The following is a 24719-nucleotide window of genomic DNA, read 5'->3' as shown; positions in this document are numbered from 1 at the left end:
CAGCTCCGTTTAGCGGGTTTCGTTGAACAGTTCGCGACCGATCAGCATGCGACGGATCTCACTGGTACCGGCGCCGATTTCGTACAGCTTGGCGTCACGCAGCAGGCGGCCGGCCGGGAATTCGTTGATGTAACCGTTACCACCGAGAATCTGGATCGCGTCGAGGGCCATTTGCGTGGCGCGTTCGGCGGTGTAGAGGATCACGCCAGCGGCGTCCTTGCGTGTGGTTTCGTTGCGCTCGCAGGCCTGAGCCACAGCGTAGAGATAGGCGCGGCTGGCGTTCAGCTGGGTGTACATGTCGGCGACTTTGCCCTGGATCAGCTGGAATTCGCCGATGCTCTGGCCGAACTGCTTGCGGTCATGGATGTACGGCACGATCAGGTCCATGCACGACTGCATGATCCCGGTCGGGCCACCGGACAGCACGACGCGCTCGTAATCGAGGCCGCTCATCAGCACTTTTACGCCGCCGTTGAGTACGCCGAGGATGTTTTCTTCAGGCACTTCGACGTCGTCGAAAAACAGCTCGCAAGTGTTGGAGCCGCGCATGCCGAGCTTGTCGAACTTGTTGCTGCGGCTGAAGCCTTTCCAGTCGCGTTCGACGATGAAGGCGGTGATGCCGTGCGGGCCCTTTTCCAGGTCGGTCTTGGCGTAGATCACGTAGGTGTTGGCGTCGGGGCCGTTGGTGATCCAGGTCTTGCTGCCGTTGAGCACGAAACGGTCGCCGCGTTTATCTGCGCGCAGTTTCATCGAAACCACGTCGGAACCGGCGTTTGGCTCGCTCATGGCGAGTGCGCCGACGTGTTCGCCGCTGATCAGTTTTGGCAGGTATTTGGCTTTCTGTTCGTGGTTGCCGTTGCGGTTGATCTGGTTGACGCAGAGATTGGAGTGGGCGCCGTAGGACAACGCCACCGAAGCCGAGCCACGGCTGATTTCTTCCATCGCAACGACGTGCGCCAGGTAACCCAGGCCAGCGCCGCCGTATTCTTCCGGCACGGTGATGCCGAGCAGGCCCATGTCACCGAACTTGCGCCACAAATCGGCCGGGAACAGGTTGTCGCTGTCGATCTGCGCGGCACGCGGCGCGATCTCGTTGGCGACGAAGGACTGAACCTGATCGCGCAGCATGTCGATGGTTTCACCGAGGGCAAAGTTCAGGGATGGGTAGCTCATGGGTCACCTTTTGGCTTTTTTGTAGGGTGGGGAGAAGGGCGTTTCAGTTCTCACCTTTACGTTAACGTAAGCCTGTGACGAATGGCTGTCAATCACCCTTTACGTTAACGTCAACTTGAGCGAGAGTAGAGCCAGTTCTGAATGGTCGGAGCTGCCGTAGCTCCGTTCCAACACCCACTAATAAAGACAATAGGGGTCGTCATGGATCAACCCAGTGCAAACCCGCAGCGCAGCTACACCCGCGGTTCCCAGGATAAAGCCTTGCTGGCGATGACCATCGGGCAGAAGTTCGACGAGACCGTCGCGCAGTACCCGGACGGCGAGGCGCTGGTGGTGCGCCATCAGCAGCTGCGTTACACCTGGCGGCAACTGGCCGACGCGGTGGATGTTCACGCCAGAGCCCTGCTGGCGTTGGGTTTGCAAGCCGGTGACCGGCTCGGCATCTGGGCGCCGAACTGCGCGCAGTGGTGCATCACACAGTTCGCCACCGCGAAGCTCGGTGTGATCCTGGTCAACATCAACCCGGCCTACCGCAGCTCTGAACTCGAATACGTGCTCAAGCAATCCGGTTGCCAATGGCTGATCTGCGCCGGGGCGTTCAAGAGCTCCAACTATCACGGCATGTTGCAAGGCTTGCTGCCGGAACTGGCCGAGCAATCCATCGGCGAGCTGCACAGTGAGCGGCTGCCGGAACTGCGCGGTCTGATCAGCCTCGATCCACAGCCGCCTTCGAGTTTTCTCCCGTGGTCGCAACTGGCAGATCTGGCCGCCAGTGTCACTGCGCAACAATTGCGTGAACGCAGCGACAGCCTGCACTTCGATCAGCCCGTCAATATTCAGTACACCTCTGGCACCACCGGTTTCCCCAAGGGCGCGACCCTCAGTCACTACAACATCCTCAACAACGGTTACATGGTCGGCGAAAGCCTTGGCCTGACCGCTGTTGATCGCCTGGTGATCCCGGTGCCGCTGTATCACTGCTTCGGCATGGTCATGGGCAACCTCGGCTGCATCACCCACGGCAGCACCATGATTTATCCCAACGACGCCTTCGATCCGCTGCTGACCCTGAGCACCGTCGCCGAAGAAAAAGCCACCGCGCTGTACGGCGTACCCACCATGTTCATCGCCATGCTCGATCAGCCGCAACGCGCCGAGTTCGACCTGTCGACCCTGCGCACCGGAATCATGGCCGGCGCCACGTGCCCGATCGAGGTGATGCGCCGGGTCATCAGCGAAATGCACATGAGTGAAGTGCAGATCGCCTACGGCATGACCGAAACCAGCCCCGTCTCCCTGCAGACCGGACCATCCGACGAACTGGAACTGCGCGTCACCACCGTCGGCCGCACCCAGCCGCAACTCGAAAGCAAAATCATCGACGAGGCCGGCAACCCGGTACCACGCGGCACCATCGGCGAACTGTGCACCCGTGGCTACAGCGTGATGCTCGGCTACTGGAACAATCCGCAGGCGACTGCCGAAGCCATCGACGCGGCGGGCTGGATGCACACCGGTGATCTGGCAAGCATGAACGACGAGGGTTACGTGTGCATCGCCGGGCGCAACAAGGACATGATCATCCGTGGCGGCGAGAACATTTACCCGCGCGAACTGGAAGAGTTCTTCTTCACTCACCCGGCGGTGGCAGACGTGCAGGTGATCGGCATTCCCTGCTCGCGTTACGGTGAGGAAATCGTCGCCTGGATCAAATTCCATCCCGGCCACAGCGCCACCGAACAAGAGCTGCAAGCGTGGTGCAAGGAACGCATCGCCCACTTCAAGACGCCGCGTTACTTCAAGTTTGTGGAGGAGTTTCCGATGACGGTAACAGGCAAGATCCAGAAATTCCGGATGCGTGAGATCAGTATCGAGGAGTTGCGAGAAAAGCAGGCCTGACGAAGATCGAATGTGGGAGCGAGCAAGCCCGCTCCCACAAGGGGGCGGCGGTGAAAACAGGAATCGTGGAAAGCACAAAGGGGAGCCGAAGCTCCCCTTTAATTTTGTCGTCGCGTGCTCTTTTTTATTATTGAGGGGCGGTCTGTTGTTGTTTTTGGCAACCGTGGCCCTTTACCGCTGTTTTTGGCGACCCCCATCCGGGGTCAAGAGCAAACGTATTTTTTTGAGCGCTGATCTGCTTTCTCGCCAAGCGATCCAACCGATTCGGGAGCTACCTGAAGGTAGTTTTATTGTTCTCTGCCCGGTTGCGGGTCATTCCGAGGAACACCCTGAAAAGCACACCTTCTCCAAAAAAATCTGTTAGCTGCGTCTCTGCCGTGTTGTTTTTGTTATGTCAGAGTCGGTACGTCTTATTTTTATTGGTTTGCTGCTTTTTATTCTTGTTATGCCATAGAGATAGCAGAAGCCGTGCCAACTTTTAAAAACCCTTGTAAATCAAGGGTTTGAATTTTTTGAAAGATTTCTCATTCAGGCAAAACCAGACAATTTGTTTCCGTGTTACTCGCCTATGCCCACGTTTCGGACGCAGCGGTAACACCTTCGCCCTCACTGTGCGCTACGGGCCTTGGCTACGCGCGAACCGGTCGGGCGACCCAGCACTGCACTGATCTGTTGGCCGGCGGCAATCAAGGCGTCGAGGTCGATACCGGTCTCGATGCCCAGGCCGTTGAGCAGGTACACCACGTCTTCGGTGGCAACGTTGCCGCTGGCGCCCTTGGCGTACGGGCAGCCGCCGAGGCCGGCGATCGAGCTGTCGAACACCGCGATGCCTTCCAGCAGACTGGCGTAGATATTGGCCATGGCCTGGCCGTAGGTATCGTGGAAGTGGCCGGCGAGTTTCTCTCGCGGCACCTGTTTCGAGACCACTTCGAACAGACGGCGGGTGGCGCCCGCGGTGCCGGTGCCGATGGTGTCACCCAGCGACACTTCGTAGCAGCCCATCGCGTACAGCTCGCGGGCCACCATGGCCACTTGTTCCGGGGCGATCTCGCCTTCGTAAGGGCAGCCGAGCACGCAAGACACGTAACCGCGCACGGTAACGCCGTGTTGTTTCGCCGATTCCATGATCGGCGCGAACCGCGCCAGACTTTCGCTGATCGAGCAATTGATGTTGCGTTGCGAGAACGCTTCGGACGCTGCAGCGAATACCGCGACTTCCTTGACCCCCGCCGCCAGCGCATCTTCAAAACCACGCAGGTTCGGCGCCAGTGCGCCGTAGGTCACGCCGGCCTTGCGCCGGATCTGCGCGAACACCTCGGCGGAGCCGGCCATCTGCGGCACCCACTTGGGCGAAACGAAACTGCCGACTTCGATATAACCGAGGCCGGCGGCGCTCAGCGCGTCGACCAGTTGCACCTTGTCGGCGACGCTGATGGGCTGGGCTTCGTTCTGCAGGCCGTCACGGGGGCCGACTTCGATCAGGCGTACTTTGGAGGGGAGGGACATGGGCTGAACCTGCTCATTATCTGACTGTATCGAGAACCCTGTGGGAGCGAGCCTGCTCGCGATGGCGGTGGGTCAGTCAACATCAATACTGGATGTTCCGGCCTCATCGCGAGCAAGCCCGCTCCCACATTGGGATTTATTTGGATTACTGAACTGATTGCTGACTCTTGAGCGTCTGCTCCAGCGCCTGCACGCAGCGTTCTTCGGCGGTGTCGAGTTCCAGCTTCATCTGTTCGATGTCCAGCAATTGCTGCTCGAGCTGTTCCCGGCGTTCGCTGATTTTCGCCAGCATGCTGTTGAGTTGTTTGGTGTTGCCGCTGGACGGGTCGTAGAGCTCGATCAGTTCGCGGCACTCGGCCAGGGAAAAACCGATGCGCTTGCCCCGCAGGATCAGCTTCAGGCTGACCTTGTCGCGCGGCGAGTAGATGCGTTCCTGGCCTCGGCGCTCAGGGCTGAGCAGGCCTTGTTCTTCATAGAAGCGGATCGCCCGGGTGGTGATGTCCAGCTCGCGGGCGAGGTCGGAAATGCTGTAGGTCTGGCTGCTCATGAAAGCGCTCGAAGAAGGGGCTTGGCGCTAAGCTAATGGCAGGTTGACGTTTACGTCAAGTAGCGGGCGCCTGCAGCTTGTCGAGCTTCTTCTCATGCGCCGTCACTTGCTGGCACAACTCGATCATCTGCTCGCGCATCCAGCGGTTGGCCGGATCCTGATCGGTGCTTTCATGCCAGTACAAATGGGTTTCCACCGGCGGCACATCGTTGACCGGCAGATTGAACGCATGCAGGTCATGGCGGCGGGCGAAACGCTCCGGCACGGTCATCACCATGTCGGTCTGCTGCAACACCTGGGAAGCCATCAGGTAATGCTGCGAGCGCAGGGCAATCTTGCGCTGAATGCCCATCTTGCCCAGTGCCAGATCGACATGACCCAGGCCACTGCGACGGCTGGAAATATGAATGTGGGTCAGCGACAGGTAATCGTCGAGGGTGAATTTTTCCTTGGTCGCCAGCGGGTGGCCTTTGCGCATCGCGCAGACGTAACGGTCTTCCATCAGCTTGACGTGGCGTACCTGCGGGTCGGTGTTGAGCGGCGCATCCACGGCAAAGTCGAGACGCCCGGCGGCCAGTTCCTTGGTGGTTTCCCGGCGTTTGGACAAGAAGCTTTCGATGATCACCGTCGGCGCCAGACGACGCAGGCGCTGGAACAGCGGCGGCAGAATCACCGCTTCGGTCAGGTCAGTCATGCTGATGCGGTAGGTCTTGACCGCTTGCGAGGGGTTGAAAATCCGACTTTCCTGAACTGACACCCGCAGCAGCGACAGTGCGTTGCGCACCGGGCCGATGATGTTTTGCGCCATGGGCGTCGGCACCATGCCCTGAGCGGTGCGCACGAAGAGCGGGTCGTTGAAGGTTTCGCGCAACCGCGCCAATGCGTTGGACACCGCTGGCTGGGTAATGCCGACAATCTGCCCGGCGCGGGTCAGGTTGGCTTCGGTGTAGATCGCGTCGAAGACGATGAAAAGGTTGAGGTCGACCTTGCTCAGATTCATTACGCGGCTCTCTTTTTATAGGTGCTTGTTATAGATGGATGGCACGGGTCAGGGCGGCCAGGAAAATCAACCAATCATATATCGGTGATGAATGTTTATACACGCCGAGAATAGGCTAGGTAAATTATCAACGCTGTTCTAGCATCGATTGCATGACTTAAACAACCTGCCGAAAAAAGGTAATTGCTCATGGATTTCGCTTATTCGCCCAAGGTGCAAGAACTGCGTGAGCGCGTGACCGCGTTCATGGACACTTACGTTTACCCGGCCGAAGCCGTGTTCGAGCGCCAGGTCGCCGAAGGCGATCGCTGGCAGCCGACGGCGATCATGGAAGAACTCAAGGCCAAGGCAAAAGCCGAAGGGCTGTGGAATTTGTTTCTGCCTGAGTCGGAACTCGGCGCCGGCCTGACCAACCTCGAATACGCGCCATTGGCGGAAATCATGGGTCGTTCGCTGCTCGGTCCCGAGCCGTTCAACTGCTCGGCGCCGGACACCGGCAACATGGAAGTGCTGGTGCGTTACGCCAACGAAGAACAGAAGCAACGCTGGCTCGAACCGCTGCTGCGCGGCGAAATCCGCTCGGCGTTCGCCATGACCGAGCCCGACGTCGCGTCCTCCGACGCCACCAACATGGCCGCCCGTGCCGTGCGCGATGGCGACGAGTGGGTGATCAACGGCAAGAAATGGTGGACCTCCGGCGCCTGCGATCCGCGCTGCAAAATCCTGATCTTCATGGGCCTGAGCAACCCCGATGCGCCGCGCCACGCCCAGCACTCGATGATCCTGGTGCCGGTCGACACCCCCGGCGTGAAGATCATCCGTCCGCTGCCGGTGTTCGGTTACGACGACGCACCTCACGGCCACGCCGAAGTGCTGTTCGACAACGTGCGGGTGCCGTACGAAAACGTCCTGCTCGGTGAAGGACGCGGCTTCGAAATTGCTCAGGGTCGCCTTGGCCCGGGCCGAATTCACCACTGCATGCGTTCGATCGGCATGGCCGAGCGTGCACTGGAACTGATGTGCAAACGTTCGGTAAGCCGGACTGCATTCGGCAAACCGCTGGCGCGTCTGGGCGGTAACGTCGACAAGATCGCCGACTCGCGGATGGAAATCGACATGGCGCGTCTGCTGACCCTGAAAGCGGCGTACATGATGGACACCGTGGGTAACAAGGTCGCCAAGAGCGAAATCGCGCAAATCAAGGTCGTTGCGCCGAACGTCGCGTTGCGGGTGATCGACCGGGCGATCCAGATTCATGGCGGGGCAGGGGTCTCGAACGATTTCCCGCTGGCCTACATGTACGCCATGCAACGCACCCTGCGCCTGGCCGACGGCCCGGACGAGGTGCACCGCGCGGCAATCGGCAAGTTCGAGATCGGCAAGTATGTGCCGAAGGAAATGCTGCGTAGCGAGCGCTGATTACAGACATTCCGCGTCAGCCCTGATCGTTACCACGCAGAGCGGGGGAACGATCAGTGGTTCGACGCTCAGTAAACCCACACCTCAACCCGCCGATTCTTGATCCGGCCTTCATCCCCGCTGTTGGTCGCCACCGGCATCAGCGCGCCAAACCCGCGCACTTCGCGCAGTACCACGCCGTTTTTCACCAGCTCCCGGCGTACCGCCATCGCCCGCAGCTTCGACAGCAAATCCGCCCGTGCCGGGTCGTCCTTGGCGTCGCCGAATCCCACCAGTGTTACCGCACGGTCAGTCTTGTCGTGGTGCTTTATATAGTCGAACACCCGGGCCAGATCCTGGCGGGCCTTGTTGTCGAGGCTGGCGCTGCCTTCTTCGAAGCGGAAGTTCACCGTCAGACGCTGGGCGTGGCGGCTGAGGGATTGATAACCCTCGGGCATCAGCGCATTCGGCGTGACGGCGATGGCCTGCACGGTCTGGGCGATAAAACCGTTGGCCGCGACAATTGCCTGACCCCGACGACTCTGCGCAAACTCCACCAAGGCCTTGGCCCAGGGATTGTTGCTGTCGGGTGGCAGATAGAAGAACAGCCGCCGCGACAGCGGATAGTCTTCAGTGGCGATCAGGCTGGCGAGTGGCAGCATCGCCTGGGATTGCCCGTCGACAATCGCCACGGCCTTGGCCTGACGCACATAGGGCAGGCCGATGAAACCGATGGCCTGCGGATCTGCACTCACGGCGTCGGACAACTGCTCGCTGGATTCAAACCGTTTCGCGGCATTGCTCAGGGATTTCCCACGACGGCTGAGAACCAATTCCTTGAACGTGTCGTAGGTACCGGACTGATCATCCCGCGCATACAGATGAATCGTCCCACCCTTGCCGCCGACGTCGTCCCACGTCTTCGCCTCGCCGCTGAAGATCCGCGCCAGTTGTTCAGTGTTCAATTGATTCAGCGGGTTGGCGGGGTGAAGGATGATCGCCAGGCCGTCGATGGCGATGACCTGCTCGGCGTCAGGGCTTTTCAGATCGCCCCGGGCTTGCAGGTTCAGCAGTTCGCTGTCCTTGATCGGGCGTGACGAGGCGGCCAGATCGGCGCTGGCGTTCTTGAGTGCAGTGAAACCGGTGCTCGAGCCGTGGGCGGCGATCTCCACGACGACCCTTTGGCCTTGGGCCGTCAAGCCGACGACTCGCTGTTCGTTGGCGGTGTCCGGCGTTTCGCTGTGGACTTTCAGCAGTCCCTGGTCTTGCAGCAGGCCTTCCACCAACGCCGGGCCGAGCGCCGCGCCAATGGTGTTGGAACCCTGGATGCGCAATACCGGGCCGTTCTCGGGAATGGGCAACGCCGCAACCGCAACCTGCAGCCAGGCGCTGAGGAGTAAGACGAACAGAGCACGCAGGGTCATGCCGGCACCGAATGCAGCCAAGGGGATTGCCGGGGAGATTAAGTCAGGCGCATGACCAAAACATTACAGCTGAATCAATGTGGGAGCGAGCTTGCTCGCGATTGCGGTGTGCCAGTCAAGCTTTTGCAGCCTGACACTCTGCTATCGCGAGCAAGCTCGCTCCCACAGGATCTCAGCTCAATTCAAGCCAGATCGGCGCATGGTCCGAAGGCTTTTCCATTGCGCGCAGTTCATAGTCGACACCGGCGGCTTTCACCCGTGGCAGCAAGCCGTGGGACGCCAGAATCACATCGATGCGCAGACCACGCTTCGGCTCGTCTTCAAAGCCACGGCTGCGGTAGTCGAACCAGCTGAACATGTCGGTCACGTCCGGGTTAAGGTGACGGAAGCTGTCGGTCAGGCCCCAGTTTTTCAGGCGGGCCATCCACTCGCGCTCTTCCGGCAGGAAACTGCATTTGCCGGTTTTCAGCCAGCGCTTCATGTTGTCCGGGCCGATGCCGATGTCGCTGTCTTCCGGCGAGATGTTGACGTCGCCCATCACCACCAGCGGTTGTTCATTGTGGAACTGGCTTTCCAGCAACGCCTGCAAATCGCTGTAGAAGCGCTGCTTGGCCGGGAACTTGGTTGGATGGTCGCGGCTTTCGCCCTGTGGGAAATAGCCGTTCATGATCGTTACCGGCACGCCTTTGGCGTCGGCGAATGTGCCCCAGATAAAGCGTCGCTGCGCGTCTTCTTCATCGGTGGCGAAGCCTTTGTGCACGGCGATCGGTTCCTGGCGCGAGAGCAGGGCAACGCCGTAATGGCTTTTCTGGCCGTGGAAATACACGTGATAACCCAGGGCCCGCACTTCTTCCAGCGGAAACTGGTCGTCGTGGACCTTGGTTTCCTGCAGGCCGATGACGTCCGGCTGATGCTTTTCGATCAGCGCCGCCAGCTGATGCGGACGGGCCCGCAGTCCGTTGATGTTGAAGGAAACGATCTTCATGGTCGGCAGTCCTGGCAAAAGGGCGATGCTAGCTGACATGTAGGATCTGGGCCAGCGTGGCGGTAGTCCATATGCGCTGCTAATGTCTTTCGGGTGTGGGAACGATCCCTTCAGCCCAAGGCTCGTATAACAAGAACGGGGCCTGTCGAGTCCTGTCCAGGGAGAATCACCGTCATGCCTGAAACCCAAACTGCCATCGCCGACATCCACATGCTCGACCGCGGCTATTCCCGGGAAGCGCGATCCCTTCTTTATCAGGCGTATCGCCACGAGCCGACTTTCGCTTATCTGTTCGAGGCCGAACGTCCGGGTTACGAGCAGCGGGTGCGCGCGACGGTGCGGGAACTGGTCAAACAGCATTTCCTGCAAGATCTGCCGGCCATCGGCCTGTTGGTCAACGACCGCTTGATCGGCATCGCCCTGATCGCGCCGCCGCAACGGCGTCTGGGCGTCACCGAGAGTTGGGCCTGGCGTTTGCGCATGGTGCTGAGCACCGGTTTTCGCTGCACCCGCCGTTATCTGGAATACCACGCCGCTGTCGAAGCCTGCGTGCCGACCGACTCGGTGCACATGCTGCCGCTGCTCGGTGTGCACCCACAATTTCAGGGCAAGCATTTCGGCGAACAATTGTTGCAAGCGGTGCACAATTGGTGCGCGGTGGACGAAAGTTCTCAAGGCGTGATCCTCGACACCGGCAACCCGCGTTATCTGGAGTTCTACAAGCGTCAGGGTTACGAAGAAATCGGCGAAGTCGCTGTCGGCCCGGTGCGCGAGCACGTGTTTTTCCATGCCAACCCGCAGGTGTTACAAACTGCAACGGGATAACCATCGAACTTTTTCGGAAATTTCCTCTTCTATCACGCTCCCAAGCCCGTGATAGCATCCGCGCCTATGAAGTTTCCAGGAAGATTTACCAGTGGCGTGCTCATGCTGTTAACCAGCTGCGCGGCGCTGGCGCAAAGTGAATTGGATGTGCGGATCAAACCGTCCAACGATGAACTGAAAGCCAATATAGAAGGCTATATCGGCAGCCTCGGCGATCGTGACGAAGAAGCCTTGCAGCGCTTCAGTCGCGGCGCCGAAGAACAGGCGCGCAAGGCCGCCCAGGCCTTGGGCTATTACCAGCCGCAGATCGAAAGTGACGTCAAGGGCGGCGAAAAACCGCGACTGGTGCTGAACATCGATCCCGGCGAGCCGATCCGCCTGCGTAACGTGACCGTGCGCATCGACGGCCCGGCGGCCTCCCTCAAATCCTTTCGAGTCCCGAAAAGCGACGTGCTCAAGCCCGGCGCGGTGCTCAACCATGGGCGTTACGAAGACGCCAAACGCCTGATTCAGAACCAGGCTTCGCGCTATGGCTTCTTCAGCGGTCGTTTCACCAGTCAGAAATTGATGGTCGATCCCCGCGCCGGGGTCGCCGACGTCGAACTGATCTACGAAAGCGGCCCGCGTTATGCGCTGGGCAAAGTCAGTTTTGAAGGCGACACACCGTTCGATGAAGACCTGCTGCAACGCATGGTGCCGTTCAAGGCCGGCGAGCCGTATGATTCCGAGCTGATCGCCGAACTCAACCGCGACCTGCAATCGAGCGGTTACTTCGAAGGCGTGCGGGTCGACGCCGCGCCGACCGCCGCAAAAAACGACGTGATCCCGGTGGACGTCAAACTCGATACCCGCAAGCCGCGCACCATGGGCCTGGGTCTTGGTTATTCCACCGACGTCGGCCCGCGAATCAAGGCCAACTGGACCCGTCACTGGGTCAATCCGCAGGGCGACAGTTATGGCTGGGAGGCCGAACTGTCCGCGCCACGGCAGAACGTCGGCCTGTTTTACGACATCCCGCTCGACCCGCCGCTGACCGACAAGCTGCGCTGGGCCGGCGGTTATCAATACGAGGACATCGACGGCTCCGACACCCTGAGCAAGCTGCTGACCTTCGGCCCGGAATGGCACAGCAAACTGCCGAGCGGCTGGCAGCGGGTGATCTCTTTGAAATGGCAGCGCGAGGAATACCAGCTCGGTGACGACTCCGGCCTGAGCACCTTGCTGATGCCCGGCGTCAGCTATTCCTACCTCAAGAGCGACAACCGCATCGATCCGCACAATGGCTATCGCCTGACCTTCGAAAGCAAAGTGGCGAAAGAAGGCCTCGGCTCGGACAACAACCTGGTTTACGGCACGGCGCTGGTCAAAGGCTTGACCACCGTGTTCGACAAGCACCGTTTGCTCGGCCGGGTACAGGTCGGCGGGAGCGCCACCAACGGCTACAAGTCGGTGCCGCCGTCACTGCGCTTCTTCGCCGGTGGCGATCAGAGCGTGCGTGGTTACGACTATCAGAGCCTGTCCCCGGAGAACTCCGAAGGCGACCGCATCGGCGGGCGCTACATGGTGGCCGGCAGCGTCGAATACCAATACTCGATTGCCGAGAAGTGGCGCGTGGCGACCTTCGTCGATCAGGGCAACTCCTTCAACAAACTCGAACTGCCGAACCTCAAGACCGGGGTCGGTATCGGTGTGCGCTGGGTCTCGCCGGTGGGGCCGATCCGCCTCGACCTGGCCCACGCGCTGGACGACGATGGCGGCATCCGGCTGCACTTTTCCATGGGGCCTGAGCTGTGAAGCGTGGTTTGAAAATGTCGGCGCTGGCGCTGTTGTCGCTGGTGCTGCTGATGGTATTGAGCATTGCCGTTGTACTCGGAACGCAGGCCGGCAGCCGTTGGGTGTTGGGACTGGTTCCGGGCTTGAGCGTCGACAATTTCCAGGGTCGCCTCGGCGGGCAGTGGAGCGCCGATCACCTGTTGTGGCAGCAGGACACCAGCCGCGTCGAACTGGACAAGCCGATCTTCGAATGGTCGCCGCTGTGCCTGACGCGCATGACGCTATGCATCGAACAGCTCAAGGCAGATACCGTCAGCCTGCAATTTCCGCCGAGCGAAGAAGTCACCGAAAGCGGTCCGATCAAACTTCCTGATCTGCAATTGCCCGTGGCCATCGAGTTGGGCGACGTGCAGGTCGGCAGTCTGCTGTTCAACGGCAGTGAAGAGCTCAAAGGCCTGCAACTGGCGGCGCACTGGACCGCCAAAGGCCTGCAGATCGACAGCGTGAAACTGCAGCGTGACGACTTGAGCCTGAATCTGTCCGGTCTGTTGCAACCGACCGGCAACTGGCCGCTGAACATCGCCGGTGATCTGACCTTGCCGTCGCCGGCTCCCGAGCCGTGGACGCTGGCGCTGAAAATCGACGGCGACCTGCTGAAAACCCTCAACCTGCACGCCGACAGCCGTGGCTACCTCGACGGCCAGTTGAGCGGCGAGCTGCAACCGCTGGTGGAAAACCTGCCGGCCAATGTGCGGATCACCTCGGAGGCGTTCAAGCCGAGCGCCGACCTGCCGGACACCCTGCAATTGAATCAACTGGTATTGACCGGCGAAGGCGACCTGAAAAACGGTTACCAATTGCTCGGCAATGCGACGCTGCCTGCCGAGAAAGGTCCGATGGCGTTGCTGCTCAAAGGCAAGGTCGACGCCAATGGCGCGCAGATCGCCGGCCTCGATCTGACGGCCAGCGACAAGCAAAGCCTCAAGCTCACCGGTAATGTCGACTGGAGCAAAGGCCTCAGCGCCCAGGCCAATATCAACTGGCTGGATTTTCCCTGGCATCGGCTGTATCCGGAAATCGACGAGCCGCAGGTCACGTTGCGTACCTTCACCGGCGAAGTCTCCTACACCGACGGTCAATACATTGGTAACTTTGCCGCCGCTGCAGATGGGCCGGCGGGGGCGTTCACCCTGAGCAGTCCGTTCAGCGGCAATCTCAAGCAGATCTTCCTGCCACAGCTGAAACTCGAAGCCGGGCAGGGCAAGGCCGAAGGCCATGTGAACGTGCAGTTCGCCGATGGCATCGCCTGGGACACCGCGCTGGAACTGTCGGCGCTCAACCCGGCGTATTGGGTCGCGGAATTGCCGGGCACGCTGGCCGGCCCATTGAAGAGCAAAGGCGAAATGAAGAACGAGCGCCTGAGCCTGAATGCCGACCTCGATCTGAAAGGCAAACTGCGCGGCCAGCCGGCGATCCTGCAAGCCAAGGCCGACGGCGCCGGCGAGCAGTGGAATCTGAATGCCCTGCAAATCCGTCTCGGCGACAACAGCATCAACGGCAAGGGCAGCCTGCAACAGAAGCTTGCCGGGCAGATCGATATCAAGCTGCCGCGTCTGGCCCAGCTCTGGCCGCAGTTGCGCGGGCAGATCAACGGTCGAGTCGATGTCGCCGGTACGCTGAAAGCACCGCAAGGCAAGCTCGACCTGCAAGGCTCGCAATTGGTGTTCCAGGACAACCGCCTGCAAAGCCTCAACCTCGATGCCACCCTCGACAGCGCGCAGCGGGCGAAAATCGATCTGAAGGGTAGCGGCATCCAGGCTGGCGACACGAACCTGGGTGTGTTGACCGTCAGCGCTCAGGGCGATATCAAGAATCAGAAGCTCAACCTCGACCTGCTCGGGCCGAAGCTGAAACTCGCGCTGGGGCTGGACGGCAACCTGGACAAAGGCAACTGGCGCGGGCGTCTGGCCAGCGGCGATATCCAGGCCGGCGGTCAGGACTGGAAGCTGCAAAACCCGGCGAAACTCGAACGTCTGGCCGACGGCAAGATCAACTTCGGCGCCCATTGCTGGATGTCCGGCAATGCCAGCCTGTGTGGCGAAGATCAGCGGTTGATGCCGGAGCCGAAGCTGCGTTACCACCTCAAGCAGTTTCCGATCGAAAGCCTCGCGCAATGGTTGCCGAAGGATTTCGCCTGGCAGGGCAAGCTCAATGCCGACCTGCAACTGGACCTGCCGGCCAGCGGCCCGAACGGCCAGATCAGCGTCGATGCCAGCGGTGGCACTTTGCGCATGAAGGAAAAGGATCAGTGGGTCGACTTCCCGTACCAGACCCTCAAGCTGACCAGCAAACTCACGCCCAAACGCATTGACACTGACCTCAATTTCGCCGGTGGCAAGCTCGGTGAATTGATGGTGCAGGCACAGATCAATCCGCTGCCGAAGAACAAACCGCTGAATGGCTCGTTCCGTCTCAGCGGGCTGGATCTGTCGGTGGCCCGGCCGTTCGTGCCGATGGTCGAGAAACTCACCGGGCGCCTGAACGGCAGCGGCACGATTTCCGGCGGCCTGCTCGCGCCGCTGGTCAACGGCACCGTGCAACTCAGTGACGGTGAAGTGTCCGGCCCGGAACTGCCGTTGCAGTTGCAGGATCTGCGACTGCAAGCGGTGATCGCTGGCGAATCGGTGCGCCTGGACGGCGGCTGGAAAAGCGGCAAGACCGGGCAGGGCAGCCTCAGCGGCAACGTCGCATGGGGCCAGGCGCTGGTGGTGGATCTGGCGCTCAAGGGTACGCAACTGCCGGTGACCGTCGAACCCTACGCCAAGCTTGAAGTGGCGCCGGACCTGAAGATTTCCATGGCCGGCGAAGAACTGGCGGTCGCCGGCAAAGTGCTGGTGCCCCGAGGCGAAATCACCGTGCGCGAGCTGCCGCCATCGACGGTGAAAGTCAGCGATGACACGATCATCGTCGGCGCGCAGACCGAAGAGGGCAAACCACCGATGGCCATGAAGATGGACATCGACGTGGTGGTCGGCGAGGACAAACTGAGCTTCGCCGGGTTCGGCCTGACCGCCAATCTGCAAGGTCACGTGCACATCGGCGACAACATGGACACCCGTGGCGAACTGTGGCTCAACGACGGTCGCTACCGTGCCTACGGCCAGCGCCTGACGGTGCGCCGTGCGCGCCTGTTGTTTGCCGGGCCGATCGATCAGCCGTATCTGGACATCGAAGCGATTCGCCAGACTGACGACGTGATCGCCGGTATTCGACTGAGCGGCAGCGCCGAGCAGCCGACTACGCAGATTTTTTCCGAGCCGGCGATGAGCCAGGAGCAGGCGCTGTCCTATCTGGTGCTGGGGCGTCCGCTGAGCACCACCGGCGAGGACAACAACATGCTCGCGCAGGCGGCGCTCGGTCTGGGTCTGATGGGCAGTTCCGGGGTCACGAGCAGTCTGGCCAGTGATCTGGGCATTCAGGACTTCCAGCTCGACACCCAGGGCAGCGGCAACACCACCAGCGTGGTGGCCAGCGGCAATATCTCGGAGAAGCTCAGTTTGCGTTATGGCGTCGGTGTGTTCGAACCGGCCAATACCATTGCCTTGCGTTACAAACTGAGCAAGAAGGTCTACCTCGAAGCCGCCAGCGGCGTGGCCAGTTCGCTGGACATCTTCTACAAGCGGGATTTCTAGCCCGCTTTTTCCATCGCCGGATTGCCTGATCGTCCCCACGCCCAAACACCTGATCGTTCCCACGCTCCGCGTGGGAATGCCTCAATGGACGCTCCGCGTCCGCTGTTGAATGGGACGCGGAGCGTCCCGGGCTGCATTCCCACGCAGAGCGTGGGAACGATCTCGTGCGGTCAATTATCGGCTAATTACAAAGCAACCTAACTATTACGTTGACATTCGCTGCCTAGGCAGTAACATCTCGACATGCATTCACTGCCTAGGCAGTTATTAGGTGCGTACATGAAGCATTTCACCCCGGACGAATTCAAGCATTGTCACCTCGGCCTGTTGCTCGGCCGTGCCGCCTTGCTCAAGGACAGGATCATCGACACCCACATGGAACCCCACGGCATCACCGCCGCGCAGTTCAAGGTCTTGATCATCATGGCCCAGTACGGCGTCGACACCCCGGCCGAGCTGTGCCGGCACCTGTCGCTGGACAGCGGTTCGATGACTCGCATGCTCGACCGTCTGGAGCAGAAAGGTTTTCTGGTTCGCCAACGCAGCGAAGGCGATCGCCGTCAGGTGCAACTCAAACTCACCGAGCAGGGCCAGCAACTGGCCGATCGCCTGCCATACATCGGCGCCGACGCCATGAATGAACTGGCTGGCGCTGTCACTACGGACGAGTTGAAAACCCTGGAATACATCCTCAAGAAAATTTTGCTGGCGGCCGGTGACCCGATCACCATCCAGCGGCTAGGTGAACACAATGAGCGGTAAAACCTTGCGCAGCAGCCTGACACTGGTGCTGTCGGCGATGATCCTCGCCGGTTGCGCCAACTACAGTGGCCTCGATACCCAGGGTGCCAGCCTCGATGCGAAAACCCTCAAGGCCGGGCAATCGCTCAACGGCGTCACCCTGTCCCAGGCCGCGTGGCCGAAGAGCGACTGGTGGACCAGCCTCGGCGATCCGCAGCTCGACGGCCTGATCCGCGAGGCCCTGAAAGACAGCCCGGACATGCAGATCGCCGACGCCCGTGCCCATCAGGCCAGCGCCGCCGCGTATGCCGCTGATGCCGAGCGCTATCCGACCCTCGACGCCAGCGCAGGCATCAGCCGTTCGCGTCTGGCCAAGGATCAGGACCCGCGAGGGCAGGGCGATGCCTACGCCACCACGCGCAACATCAGCGCCGGCTTCAATTACAACTTCGACCTGTGGGGCGGTCAGCGCGATGCCTGGGAAGCCGCACTCGGTCAGGCCCGTGCCGCCGAAGTCGACCGTCAGGCCGCGCAACTGACCCTGGCTGCCGACGTTGCCCGGGCCTACAGCGATCTGGGTCAGGCGCATATCGTTTATGACCTGGCCAATGAAGACCTCAAGCGCACCAAGCAGATGCTCGACCTGAGCCAGCGTCGTTTGAGCTCGGGGATCGACAGTCAGTACCAGTTCCAGCAGACCCAAAGCCTGGAAGCCAGCTCCGAAGCCAGCCTGATCGAGGCCGAAAAGCGCCTGAACAGCGCGAAAATCGCCTTGGCCGTGCTGCTCGGCAAAGGCCCGGATCGCGCCAACGAAATCGCCCGGCCGAAAGTCCTGCAAGCCAGCGCCGTCGCGCTGCCATCGGTCTTGCCGGCCGAACTGCTGGGCCGTCGCCCGGATCTGGTAGCCGCGCGCTGGCGTGTCGAGGCGGCGAGCAAGGACATCGACTCGGCCAAGACTCGTTTCTATCCCAACTTGAACCTGTCGGCTTCCGCCGGTGCCGAATCCTTGTTAGGGGACGCGATGTTCGGTTCCGCCAGTCGCTTCTTCAACATTGCCCCGACGATTTCGGTGCCGATCTTCGATGGCGGACGCCTGCGCGCCAACCTCGATGCCCGCGACGCCGACTACGACCTCGCCGTGGCGCAGTACAACAAAAACCTGGTGAAAGCCCTGGGCGATGTCAGCGACACGATCAACCAGTTGCGTGATATCGGCCGGCAGATCGGCGCCCAGCAGCACGCGACCGAGATTGCCCAGGACTCTTACAACACCGTCGTCCAGCGTTACGGTTCCGGCATCGGCAACTACCTGGACGTGCTCAGCATCGAGCAGCAATTGCTGCAGGCCCAGCGTCAGTTGGCCAACCTGAATGCCGAGCAGATCGACCTGTCGATTCAACTGATGCAAGCGCTGGGCGGCGGCTTCCAGGGGCAAGCCCTGACCGCAGCCAACGCCACCCCAGCCACGCCGCACAACTAATTCAAGGTATTTGTCATGGCCACTGCCGAAAACACACAAGCTCAAGACAACGCACAGGACACTGGCAATCCGCGCAAACGCAAGGTGATGCTGCTGGTGCTGGCCGTTGTGGTTGCCCTCGCCGGTGCCGGTGTCTGGGCGTATCACGAATTCATCGGGCGCTGGAGCGAAAGCACCGACGACGCCTACGTCAACGGCAACGTGGTGGAAATCACCCCGCTGGTGACCGGCACCGTGGTCAGCATCGGCGCCGACGATGGCGATCTGGTTCAGGAAGGCCAGGTGCTGATCAACTTCGACCCGAACGACGCCGAAGTCGGCCTGCAAAGTGCCAAGGCCAATCTGGCCCGCACCGTGCGTCAGGTGCGCGGTCTGTACAGCAACGTCGACGGCATGAAGGCTCAGGTCAACGCGCAACAGGCCGAAGTGCAGAAAGCCCAGGACAACTTCAACCGGCGGAAAAATCTCGCGGCCGGCGGGGCGATTTCCCAGGAAGAACTGTCCCACGCCCGCGATGACCTGACCTCGGCACAGAACGCTCTGGCCAATGCCAAACAGCAACTGAAAACCACCAGCGCGCTGGTCGATGACACTGTGGTTTCCTCGCACCCGGACGTGATGGCCGCCGCCGCGCAACTGCGTCAGGCCTACCTGACCAACGCTCGCAGCACCTTGATTGCGCCGGTTACCGGTTATGTCGCCAAACGTACCGTGCAACTCGGCCAGCGTGTGCAGCCGGGCACCGCACTGATGGCGGTGATTCCACTGGATCAGCTGTGGATCGACGCCAACTTCAAGGAAACCCAGCTGCGTGACATGCGCATTGGCCAACCGGTGGAGATCGAGTCGGACATCTACGGCAGCGACGTGAAGTTCAGCGGCACTGTCGACAGCCTCGGCGCAGGCACCGGCAGCGCGTTCGCTCTGTTGCCGGCGCAGAACGCCACCGGTAACTGGATCAAGATCGTGCAACGGGTGCCGGTACGGATTCACGTCAACGCCGAAGAACTGGCCAAACACCCGCTGCGCGTCGGTCTGTCGACCAATGTCGAGGTCAACCTGCATGACCAGAGCGGCCCGGTACTGGCCCAGCAGCCGCCGCAAAAAGCTTCGTTCAGCACCAACGTCTACGACCGTCAATTGGCCGAAGCCGACGCGATGATCACCCAATTGATCCACGACAACAGCGCGGCGGTCAGCAAGACCGCGCAACGCTGATCCCTTCCCCTGTGGGAACGAGCTTGCTCGCGAGAGCGGTGTGTCATTCAGCATTAATTTATCGGACAGACCGCCATCGCGAGCAAACTCGCTCCCACAAAGGTTACTGCGTCTGTAACAAGCGCGGCACCCGCCGAGTTCCAAAGGATTCGCGATGAGCAATAACGCCTCTTTTTCGCCGCCCAGCCTGTTGCTCAGCACCATCGGCCTGTCGCTGGCGACCTTCATGCAGGTGCTCGATACCACCATCGCCAACGTGGCGCTGCCGACCATTTCCGGCAACCTCGGCGTGAGTTCGGAGCAGGGCACCTGGGTCATCACCTCGTTCGCCGTGAGCAACGCCATCGCGCTGCCGCTCACTGGCTGGCTGAGCCGTCGCTTCGGCGAGGTGAAGCTGTTTCTGTGGGCGACCATCCTGTTTGTGCTGGCCTCGTTCCTCTGCGGTATTTCCACCTCGATGCCGGAACTGATCGGTTTTCGCGTGTTGCAAGGCCTGGTGGCCGGGCCGTTGTACCCGATGACCCAGACACTGTTGATTGCGGTCTATCCGCCAGCAAGGCGGGGCATGGCCTTGGCGTTGCTGGCGATGGTCACGGTGGTGGCGCCCATCGCCGGGCCGATCCTCGGCGGCTGGATTACCGACAGTTACAGCTGGCCTTGGATCTTCTTCATCAACGTGCCGATCGGGATCTTCGCGGTGATGGTGGTGCGCCAGCAGCTGGCCAAGCGCCCGGTGGTCACCAGTCGTCAGCCAATGGATTACGTCGGGCTGATCACGCTGATCATCGGCGTGGGCGCCTTGCAGGTGATCCTCGACAAGGGCAATGACCTGGACTGGTTCGAATCGAACTTCATCATCATCGGCGCGGCGATTTCGGTGATTGCGCTGGCGGTGTTCGTGATCTGGGAAATGACCGACCAGCATCCGGTGGTCAACCTGCGGCTGTTTGCCTATCGCAACTTCCGCATCGGCACGCTGGTGCTGGTGTTGGGGTATGCCGGATTCTTCGGCATCAACCTGATCCTGCCGCAGTGGTTGCAGACCCAGATGGGTTACACCGCGACCTGGGCCGGGCTGGCGGTGGCCCCGATCGGCATTCTGCCGGTGCTGCTGTCACCGTTTGTCGGCAAGTACGCGCACAAGTTCGACCTGCGCCTGCTGGCCGGTCTGGCGTTCCTGGCGATCGGCCTGAGCTGCTTCATGCGTGCCGAATTCACCAACGAGGTGGATTTCCAGCACATCGCCCTGGTGCAGCTGTTCATGGGGATTGGGGTGGCGCTGTTCTTCATGCCGACCTTGAGCATTCTGATGTCGGATCTACCGCCAAGTCAGATTGCCGATGGCGCCGGTCTGGCGACGTTCCTGCGGACATTGGGCGGCAGCTTTGCGGCGTCGTTGACGACATGGATCTGGATTCGCCGGGCGGATCAGCATCATGCCTATATGAGCGAGAGCATCAGCACCTTCGAACCAGCGACTCGCGAGACCTTGCATTCGCTGGGTGGCGCGAGCCAATCGGCGTATGCGCAGATGGATCAGATCCTCACCAGCCAGGCTTACATGCTTTCCACCGTGGATTACTTCACGTTGTTGGGATGGGGCTTTATGGGGTTGATTCTGATTGTGTGGCTGGCGAAACCGCCGTTTGCTGCCAAGGCAGGCCCGGCCGCCAGCGGTCACTAAGTCAGGCAGATCGTTCCCACGTCGAGGCGTCGAACCGTCTGCGTGGGAATGCAGCCCGGGACGCTCCGCGTCCCATGCCGAAGCGGACGCGGAGCGTCCATTGAGGCATTCCCACGCAGAGCGTGGGAACGATCAACTAAGTCCGGGAACGATCAGGCGGTGGCAGGGGCGGGTAGTGCAGGCGGCGGCGCAAAGTCAAAGGGCGCCAACGCAAACCCGTTCTCATCCACCTGCAATGCCCAACCCTGACGATCCCAATCCCCCAGCACAATCCGCTTCGCCGCCTGATCGCCGATCTGCAACTTGTGGATCGCCGGGCGATGGGTGTGCCCGTGAACCAGGGTTTTCACTCCGTATTCCTGCATGATCCGCGGAATTTCCTGCGGCGTGACATCGACGATGTCATTGGCCTTCATCCGTGTCTGCGCGCGGCTTTCGCTGCGCAACTTGCGGGCGAGCTTGTGGCGGGTGCGCAAGGGCAGGTTGCGCAGGATGAACAGGCTGAGCGGGTTGCGCAGATAACGGCGCAGCTTCATATAGGCTTCGTCGCGGGTGCACAGGCTGTCGCCGTGCATCAGCAATACCGGTTCGCCGTAAAACTGCACGACACTCGGATCCTTCAACAGCGTGCAGCCGGCCTGTTTGCAAAAGGCCTTGCCGAGCATGAAGTCGCGATTGCCGTGCATCAGAAATATGGCCGTGCCGCTGTCGCTGAGTTCGCGCAGGGCCTGGCAGATGGAACGCTGGAAAGGGGTCATGGCGTCGTCGCCAATCCACGCTTCGAAGAAGTCGCCCAGAATGTACAACGCACTCGCCGAGCGGGCGCGTCCGGCGAGCAAATCCAGAAACGCCCGGGTAATGTCCGGGCGCTCCTCTTCCAGATGCAAGTCTGAAATCAGCAATATCACGCTTCGATGATCTCGGCTTTCTCGATGATCACGTCGTCTGCGGGTACGTCCTGGTGGCCTGCCTTGGACGTGGTGGAAACGCCTTCGATCTTGTCGACAACGTCGGTGCCCGCAACCACTTTACCGAACACGGCATAACCCCAGCCCTGAGCGGTCTTGGCGGTGTGGTTCAGGAAGCTGTTGTCGGAGGCGTTGATGAAGAACTGCGCCGAAGCCGAATGCGGGTCCATGGTACGGGCCATGGCGATGGTGTACTTGTCGTTCTTCAGACCGTTGTCGGCTTCGTTCTGGATGCTCGGGCTCTTGTCTTTCTTTTCTTTCATGCCTGGCTCGAAACCGCCGCCCTGGATCATGAAACCTTTGATGACGCGGTGGAACACGACGTTCTCGTAGTGACCCTTTTTAACGTACTCGATGAAGTTGGCGGTGGTGACCGGCGCCTTTTCAGCGTCCAGTTGCAGGACGATGTCACCGAAGTTGGTGGTCAATTTAACTTGAGTCATGATCGCTACTCTTTATAAGGAATTCGTGGGTATTGGGACATTTCGGCCCCGTACCGGTTCAGCCTCTGAGGGCCAAGGTGCGCAGTTTAGCGTGACAGGCGCGAATTTCGAGGCTGTTTTTCAAAACCCGGCGATTAAATGCATTCCTTTTAAGCCCCGCTCTGTCAGGGGCTTGACAGCATCGGCTATGATAGCGGCTTTGTTTTGTCAGGCCTGTGTCCCGGCCGCGCACTGTACGTTCAAGGATCCTATGAGCAAGCCCACTGTCGACCCTACCTCGAATTCCAAGACCGGCCCCGTTACGCCGGTCAATTTCCTGCGCCCGATCATCCAGGCGGACCTGGACTCGGGTAAGCACACGCAGATCGTCACCCGTTTCCCGCCTGAGCCCAACGGTTACCTGCACATCGGTCACGCCAAGTCGATCTGTGTGAACTTCGGCCTGGCCCAGGAGTTCGGCGGCGTCACGCACCTGCGTTTCGACGACACCAACCCGGCCAAGGAAGACCAGGAATACATCGACGCGATCGAAAGCGACGTCAAATGGCTGGGCTTCGAATGGTCCGGCGAAGTGCGCTATGCCTCGCAATACTTTGACCAGCTGCACGACTGGGCCGTCGAGCTGATCAAGGCCGGCAAGGCCTACGTCGACGACCTGACGCCTGAGCAGGCCAAGGAGTACCGCGGCAGCCTGACCGAGCCTGGCAAGAACAGCCCGTTCCGCGACCGTTCGGTGGAAGAGAACCTGGACTGGTTCGCCCGCATGCGTGCCGGCGAGTTCCCGGACGGTGCCCGCGTGCTGCGCGCCAAGATCGACATGGCCTCGCCGAACATGAACCTGCGCGACCCGATCATGTACCGCATCCGCCACGCCCATCACCACCAGACCGGTGACAAGTGGTGCATCTACCCGAACTACGACTTCACCCACGGTCAGTCGGACGCCATCGAAGGCATCACTCACTCGATCTGCACCCTGGAGTTCGAAAGCCATCGTCCGCTGTACGAGTGGTTCCTCGACGCACTGCCAGTGCCGGCGCACCCGCGTCAGTACGAGTTCAGCCGTCTGAACCTCAACTACACCATCACCAGCAAGCGCAAGCTCAAGCAACTGGTTGACGAGAAACACGTCAACGGCTGGGACGATCCGCGCATGTCGACGCTGTCGGGCTTCCGCCGCCGTGGCTACACCCCGGCGTCGATCCGCAACTTCTGCGAGATGATCGGCACCAACCGTTCCGACGGCGTGGTCGACTTCGGCATGCTCGAGTTCAGCATCCGTCAGGACCTGGACGCGAACGCCCCGCGCGCCATGTGCGTGCTGCGTCCGTTGAAAGTCGTGATCACCAACTATCCGCAAGACCAGGTCGAGAACCTCGAACTGCCGCGTCATCCGCAGAAAGAAGAACTCGGCGTGCGCAAGCTGCCGTTCGCCCGTGAAATCTACATCGACCGCGATGACTTCATGGAAGAGCCGCCAAAAGGCTACAAGCGCCTGGAGCCTAACGGCGAAGTGCGTCTGCGCGGCAGCTACGTGATCCGTGCCGACGAAGCGATCAAGGACGCCGACGGCAACATCGTCGAACTGCGTTGCTCGTATGATCCGGACACCCTGGGCAAGAACCCTGAAGGCCGCAAGGTCAAGGGCGTGATCCACTGGGTGCCGGCCGCTGCCAGCATCGAGTGCGAAGTGCGTCTGTACGATCGCCTGTTCCGTTCTCCGAACCCGGAGAAGGCCGAAGACAGCGCGAGTTTCCTGGACAACATCAACCCTGACTCACTGCAAGTGCTGACCGGTTGTCGTGCTGAGCCTTCGCTGGGCAATGCACAGCCGGAAGACCGTTTCCAGTTCGAGCGTGAAGGCTACTTCGTCGCGGATATCAAGGACTCGAAACCCGGTCAGCCGGTATTCAACCGTACCGTGACCCTGCGTGATTCGTGGGGCCAGTGATCAAGTCTTAAG

The 24719-nt window shown here is 60.7% G+C and carries 18 protein-coding genes; 10 read left to right on the top strand and 8 right to left on the bottom strand.

Translation table 11 applies throughout. From position 1 onward, the window contains the following. Positions 1 to 9: 9 nt before the first annotated feature. Complete coding sequence (locus AC1MDC_RS22010) at positions 10 to 1173, bottom strand: isovaleryl-CoA dehydrogenase (protein WP_085699055.1); 1164 nt, start codon at positions 1171 to 1173, stop codon at positions 10 to 12. Positions 1174 to 1374: 201 nt separating this feature from the next. Here AC1MDC_RS22010 and AC1MDC_RS22005 point away from each other — a divergent pair, with 201 nt between their 5' ends. Beyond that, complete coding sequence (locus AC1MDC_RS22005) at positions 1375 to 3072, top strand: AMP-binding protein (RefSeq protein ID WP_480393642.1); 1698 nt, start codon at positions 1375 to 1377, stop codon at positions 3070 to 3072. Between the two features lie 606 nt (positions 3073 to 3678). Here the strand turns inward: AC1MDC_RS22005 and AC1MDC_RS22000 are convergent. The 3 genes from AC1MDC_RS22000 to AC1MDC_RS21990 form a co-directional block, all read right to left on the bottom strand. Further along, entirely contained in the window at positions 3679 to 4578 is a 900-nt protein-coding gene (locus AC1MDC_RS22000) for a hydroxymethylglutaryl-CoA lyase (RefSeq protein ID WP_480393641.1), read from the bottom strand. 145 nt (positions 4579 to 4723) lie between these two features. Next, positions 4724 to 5125 carry a MerR family transcriptional regulator gene (locus AC1MDC_RS21995; protein ID WP_085690041.1) on the bottom strand — a complete coding sequence of 134 codons (402 nt, stop codon included), beginning with the start codon at positions 5123 to 5125 and terminating at the stop codon, positions 4724 to 4726. Between the two features lie 55 nt (positions 5126 to 5180). Further along, the gene (locus AC1MDC_RS21990; protein WP_011334997.1) at positions 5181 to 6125 is read right to left on the bottom strand and encodes a LysR family transcriptional regulator; all 945 of its coding nucleotides are present in this window, start codon (positions 6123 to 6125) and stop codon (positions 5181 to 5183) included. Positions 6126 to 6314: 189 nt separating this feature from the next. Here AC1MDC_RS21990 and AC1MDC_RS21985 point away from each other — a divergent pair, with 189 nt between their 5' ends. Continuing rightward, positions 6315 to 7544 carry an acyl-CoA dehydrogenase gene (locus AC1MDC_RS21985; RefSeq protein WP_011334996.1) on the top strand — a complete coding sequence of 410 codons (1230 nt, stop codon included), beginning with the start codon at positions 6315 to 6317 and terminating at the stop codon, positions 7542 to 7544. A gap of 68 nt (positions 7545 to 7612) precedes the next feature. Here AC1MDC_RS21985 and AC1MDC_RS21980 read toward each other — a convergent pair whose 3' ends face one another. Together AC1MDC_RS21980 and xthA are read right to left on the bottom strand one after the other, a co-directional pair. Then, positions 7613 to 8947 (bottom strand): substrate-binding domain-containing protein, encoded by a 1335-nt coding sequence (locus tag AC1MDC_RS21980; protein WP_480393640.1) that lies wholly within the window; start codon positions 8945 to 8947, stop codon positions 7613 to 7615. A 172-nt stretch (positions 8948 to 9119) separates the two neighbouring features. Then, positions 9120 to 9932, bottom strand: a complete 813-nt coding sequence (gene xthA / locus AC1MDC_RS21975) for an exodeoxyribonuclease III (protein WP_480393639.1) — start codon at positions 9930 to 9932, stop codon at positions 9120 to 9122. 174 nt (positions 9933 to 10106) lie between these two features. On the opposite strand from xthA, the gene AC1MDC_RS21970 reads away from it, so the two are divergent. From AC1MDC_RS21970 to AC1MDC_RS21940, 7 genes are all read left to right on the top strand, one after another. After that, the gene (locus AC1MDC_RS21970; RefSeq protein WP_007951503.1) at positions 10107 to 10757 is read left to right on the top strand and encodes a GNAT family N-acetyltransferase; all 651 of its coding nucleotides are present in this window, start codon (positions 10107 to 10109) and stop codon (positions 10755 to 10757) included. 66 nt (positions 10758 to 10823) lie between these two features. Further along, positions 10824 to 12551: an autotransporter assembly complex protein TamA gene (locus tag AC1MDC_RS21965; RefSeq protein ID WP_085699065.1), complete on the top strand. Its 1728-nt coding sequence runs from the start codon at positions 10824 to 10826 to the stop codon at positions 12549 to 12551. Beyond that, positions 12548 to 16222 carry a translocation/assembly module TamB domain-containing protein gene (locus AC1MDC_RS21960; protein WP_480393638.1) on the top strand — a complete coding sequence of 1225 codons (3675 nt, stop codon included), beginning with the start codon at positions 12548 to 12550 and terminating at the stop codon, positions 16220 to 16222. The genes AC1MDC_RS21965 and AC1MDC_RS21960 overlap by 4 nt, the downstream gene beginning before the upstream one ends. Positions 16223 to 16501: 279 nt before the next feature. After that, positions 16502 to 16984, top strand: coding sequence for a MarR family winged helix-turn-helix transcriptional regulator (locus AC1MDC_RS21955; protein ID WP_480393637.1), 483 nt, complete (start codon positions 16502 to 16504; stop codon positions 16982 to 16984). After that, a complete protein-coding gene (locus tag AC1MDC_RS21950) occupies positions 16974 to 18443 on the top strand; it encodes an efflux transporter outer membrane subunit (RefSeq protein ID WP_480393636.1) in 1470 nt (489 codons plus the stop codon). Before AC1MDC_RS21955 ends, AC1MDC_RS21950 begins: the two co-directional genes overlap by 11 nt. A gap of 15 nt (positions 18444 to 18458) precedes the next feature. Next, positions 18459 to 19661: an HlyD/EmrA/EmrK family protein gene (locus tag AC1MDC_RS21945; protein ID WP_085699073.1), complete on the top strand. Its 1203-nt coding sequence runs from the start codon at positions 18459 to 18461 to the stop codon at positions 19659 to 19661. 154 nt (positions 19662 to 19815) lie between these two features. Beyond that, positions 19816 to 21345: a DHA2 family efflux MFS transporter permease subunit gene (locus AC1MDC_RS21940; protein WP_085703252.1), complete on the top strand. Its 1530-nt coding sequence runs from the start codon at positions 19816 to 19818 to the stop codon at positions 21343 to 21345. A 152-nt stretch (positions 21346 to 21497) separates the two neighbouring features. Here AC1MDC_RS21940 and lpxH read toward each other — a convergent pair whose 3' ends face one another. Both lpxH and AC1MDC_RS21930 read right to left on the bottom strand, forming a co-directional pair. Continuing rightward, positions 21498 to 22253 carry a UDP-2,3-diacylglucosamine diphosphatase gene (gene lpxH / locus AC1MDC_RS21935; protein ID WP_085699077.1) on the bottom strand — a complete coding sequence of 252 codons (756 nt, stop codon included), beginning with the start codon at positions 22251 to 22253 and terminating at the stop codon, positions 21498 to 21500. After that, positions 22250 to 22756 (bottom strand): peptidylprolyl isomerase, encoded by a 507-nt coding sequence (locus tag AC1MDC_RS21930; protein WP_085690022.1) that lies wholly within the window; start codon positions 22754 to 22756, stop codon positions 22250 to 22252. Before AC1MDC_RS21930 ends, lpxH begins: the two co-directional genes overlap by 4 nt. Before the next feature lie 250 nt (positions 22757 to 23006). Here AC1MDC_RS21930 and AC1MDC_RS21925 point away from each other — a divergent pair, with 250 nt between their 5' ends. Further along, complete coding sequence (locus tag AC1MDC_RS21925) at positions 23007 to 24707, top strand: glutamine--tRNA ligase/YqeY domain fusion protein (protein ID WP_480393635.1); 1701 nt, start codon at positions 23007 to 23009, stop codon at positions 24705 to 24707. The last annotated feature ends 12 nt before the right edge of the window (positions 24708 to 24719 follow it).

Source organism: Pseudomonas sp. 1, assembly GCF_056626735.1.
This window is presented reverse-complemented; position numbering and strand designations above follow the sequence as displayed.

Bases quoted from the DNA above. Each gene is read 5' to 3' on its own strand.
- AC1MDC_RS22010 (WP_085699055.1), bottom strand. From the start codon at position 1,173: ATGAGCTACCCATCCCTGAACTTTGCCCTCGGTGAAACCATCGACATG.
- AC1MDC_RS22005 (WP_480393642.1), top strand. From the start codon at position 1,375: ATGGATCAACCCAGTGCAAACCCGCAGCGCAGCTACACCCGCGGTTCC.
- AC1MDC_RS22000 (WP_480393641.1), bottom strand. From the start codon at position 4,578: ATGTCCCTCCCCTCCAAAGTACGCCTGATCGAAGTCGGCCCCCGTGAC.
- AC1MDC_RS21995 (WP_085690041.1), bottom strand. From the start codon at position 5,125: ATGAGCAGCCAGACCTACAGCATTTCCGACCTCGCCCGCGAGCTGGAC.
- AC1MDC_RS21990 (WP_011334997.1), bottom strand. From the start codon at position 6,125: ATGAATCTGAGCAAGGTCGACCTCAACCTTTTCATCGTCTTCGACGCG.
- AC1MDC_RS21985 (WP_011334996.1), top strand. From the start codon at position 6,315: ATGGATTTCGCTTATTCGCCCAAGGTGCAAGAACTGCGTGAGCGCGTG.
- AC1MDC_RS21980 (WP_480393640.1), bottom strand. From the start codon at position 8,947: ATGACCCTGCGTGCTCTGTTCGTCTTACTCCTCAGCGCCTGGCTGCAG.
- xthA (WP_480393639.1), bottom strand. From the start codon at position 9,932: ATGAAGATCGTTTCCTTCAACATCAACGGACTGCGGGCCCGTCCGCAT.
- AC1MDC_RS21970 (WP_007951503.1), top strand. From the start codon at position 10,107: ATGCCTGAAACCCAAACTGCCATCGCCGACATCCACATGCTCGACCGC.
- AC1MDC_RS21965 (WP_085699065.1), top strand. From the start codon at position 10,824: ATGAAGTTTCCAGGAAGATTTACCAGTGGCGTGCTCATGCTGTTAACC.
- AC1MDC_RS21955 (WP_480393637.1), top strand. From the start codon at position 16,502: ATGAAGCATTTCACCCCGGACGAATTCAAGCATTGTCACCTCGGCCTG.
- AC1MDC_RS21950 (WP_480393636.1), top strand. From the start codon at position 16,974: ATGAGCGGTAAAACCTTGCGCAGCAGCCTGACACTGGTGCTGTCGGCG.
- AC1MDC_RS21945 (WP_085699073.1), top strand. From the start codon at position 18,459: ATGGCCACTGCCGAAAACACACAAGCTCAAGACAACGCACAGGACACT.
- AC1MDC_RS21940 (WP_085703252.1), top strand. From the start codon at position 19,816: ATGAGCAATAACGCCTCTTTTTCGCCGCCCAGCCTGTTGCTCAGCACC.
- AC1MDC_RS21930 (WP_085690022.1), bottom strand. From the start codon at position 22,756: ATGACTCAAGTTAAATTGACCACCAACTTCGGTGACATCGTCCTGCAA.
- AC1MDC_RS21925 (WP_480393635.1), top strand. From the start codon at position 23,007: ATGAGCAAGCCCACTGTCGACCCTACCTCGAATTCCAAGACCGGCCCC.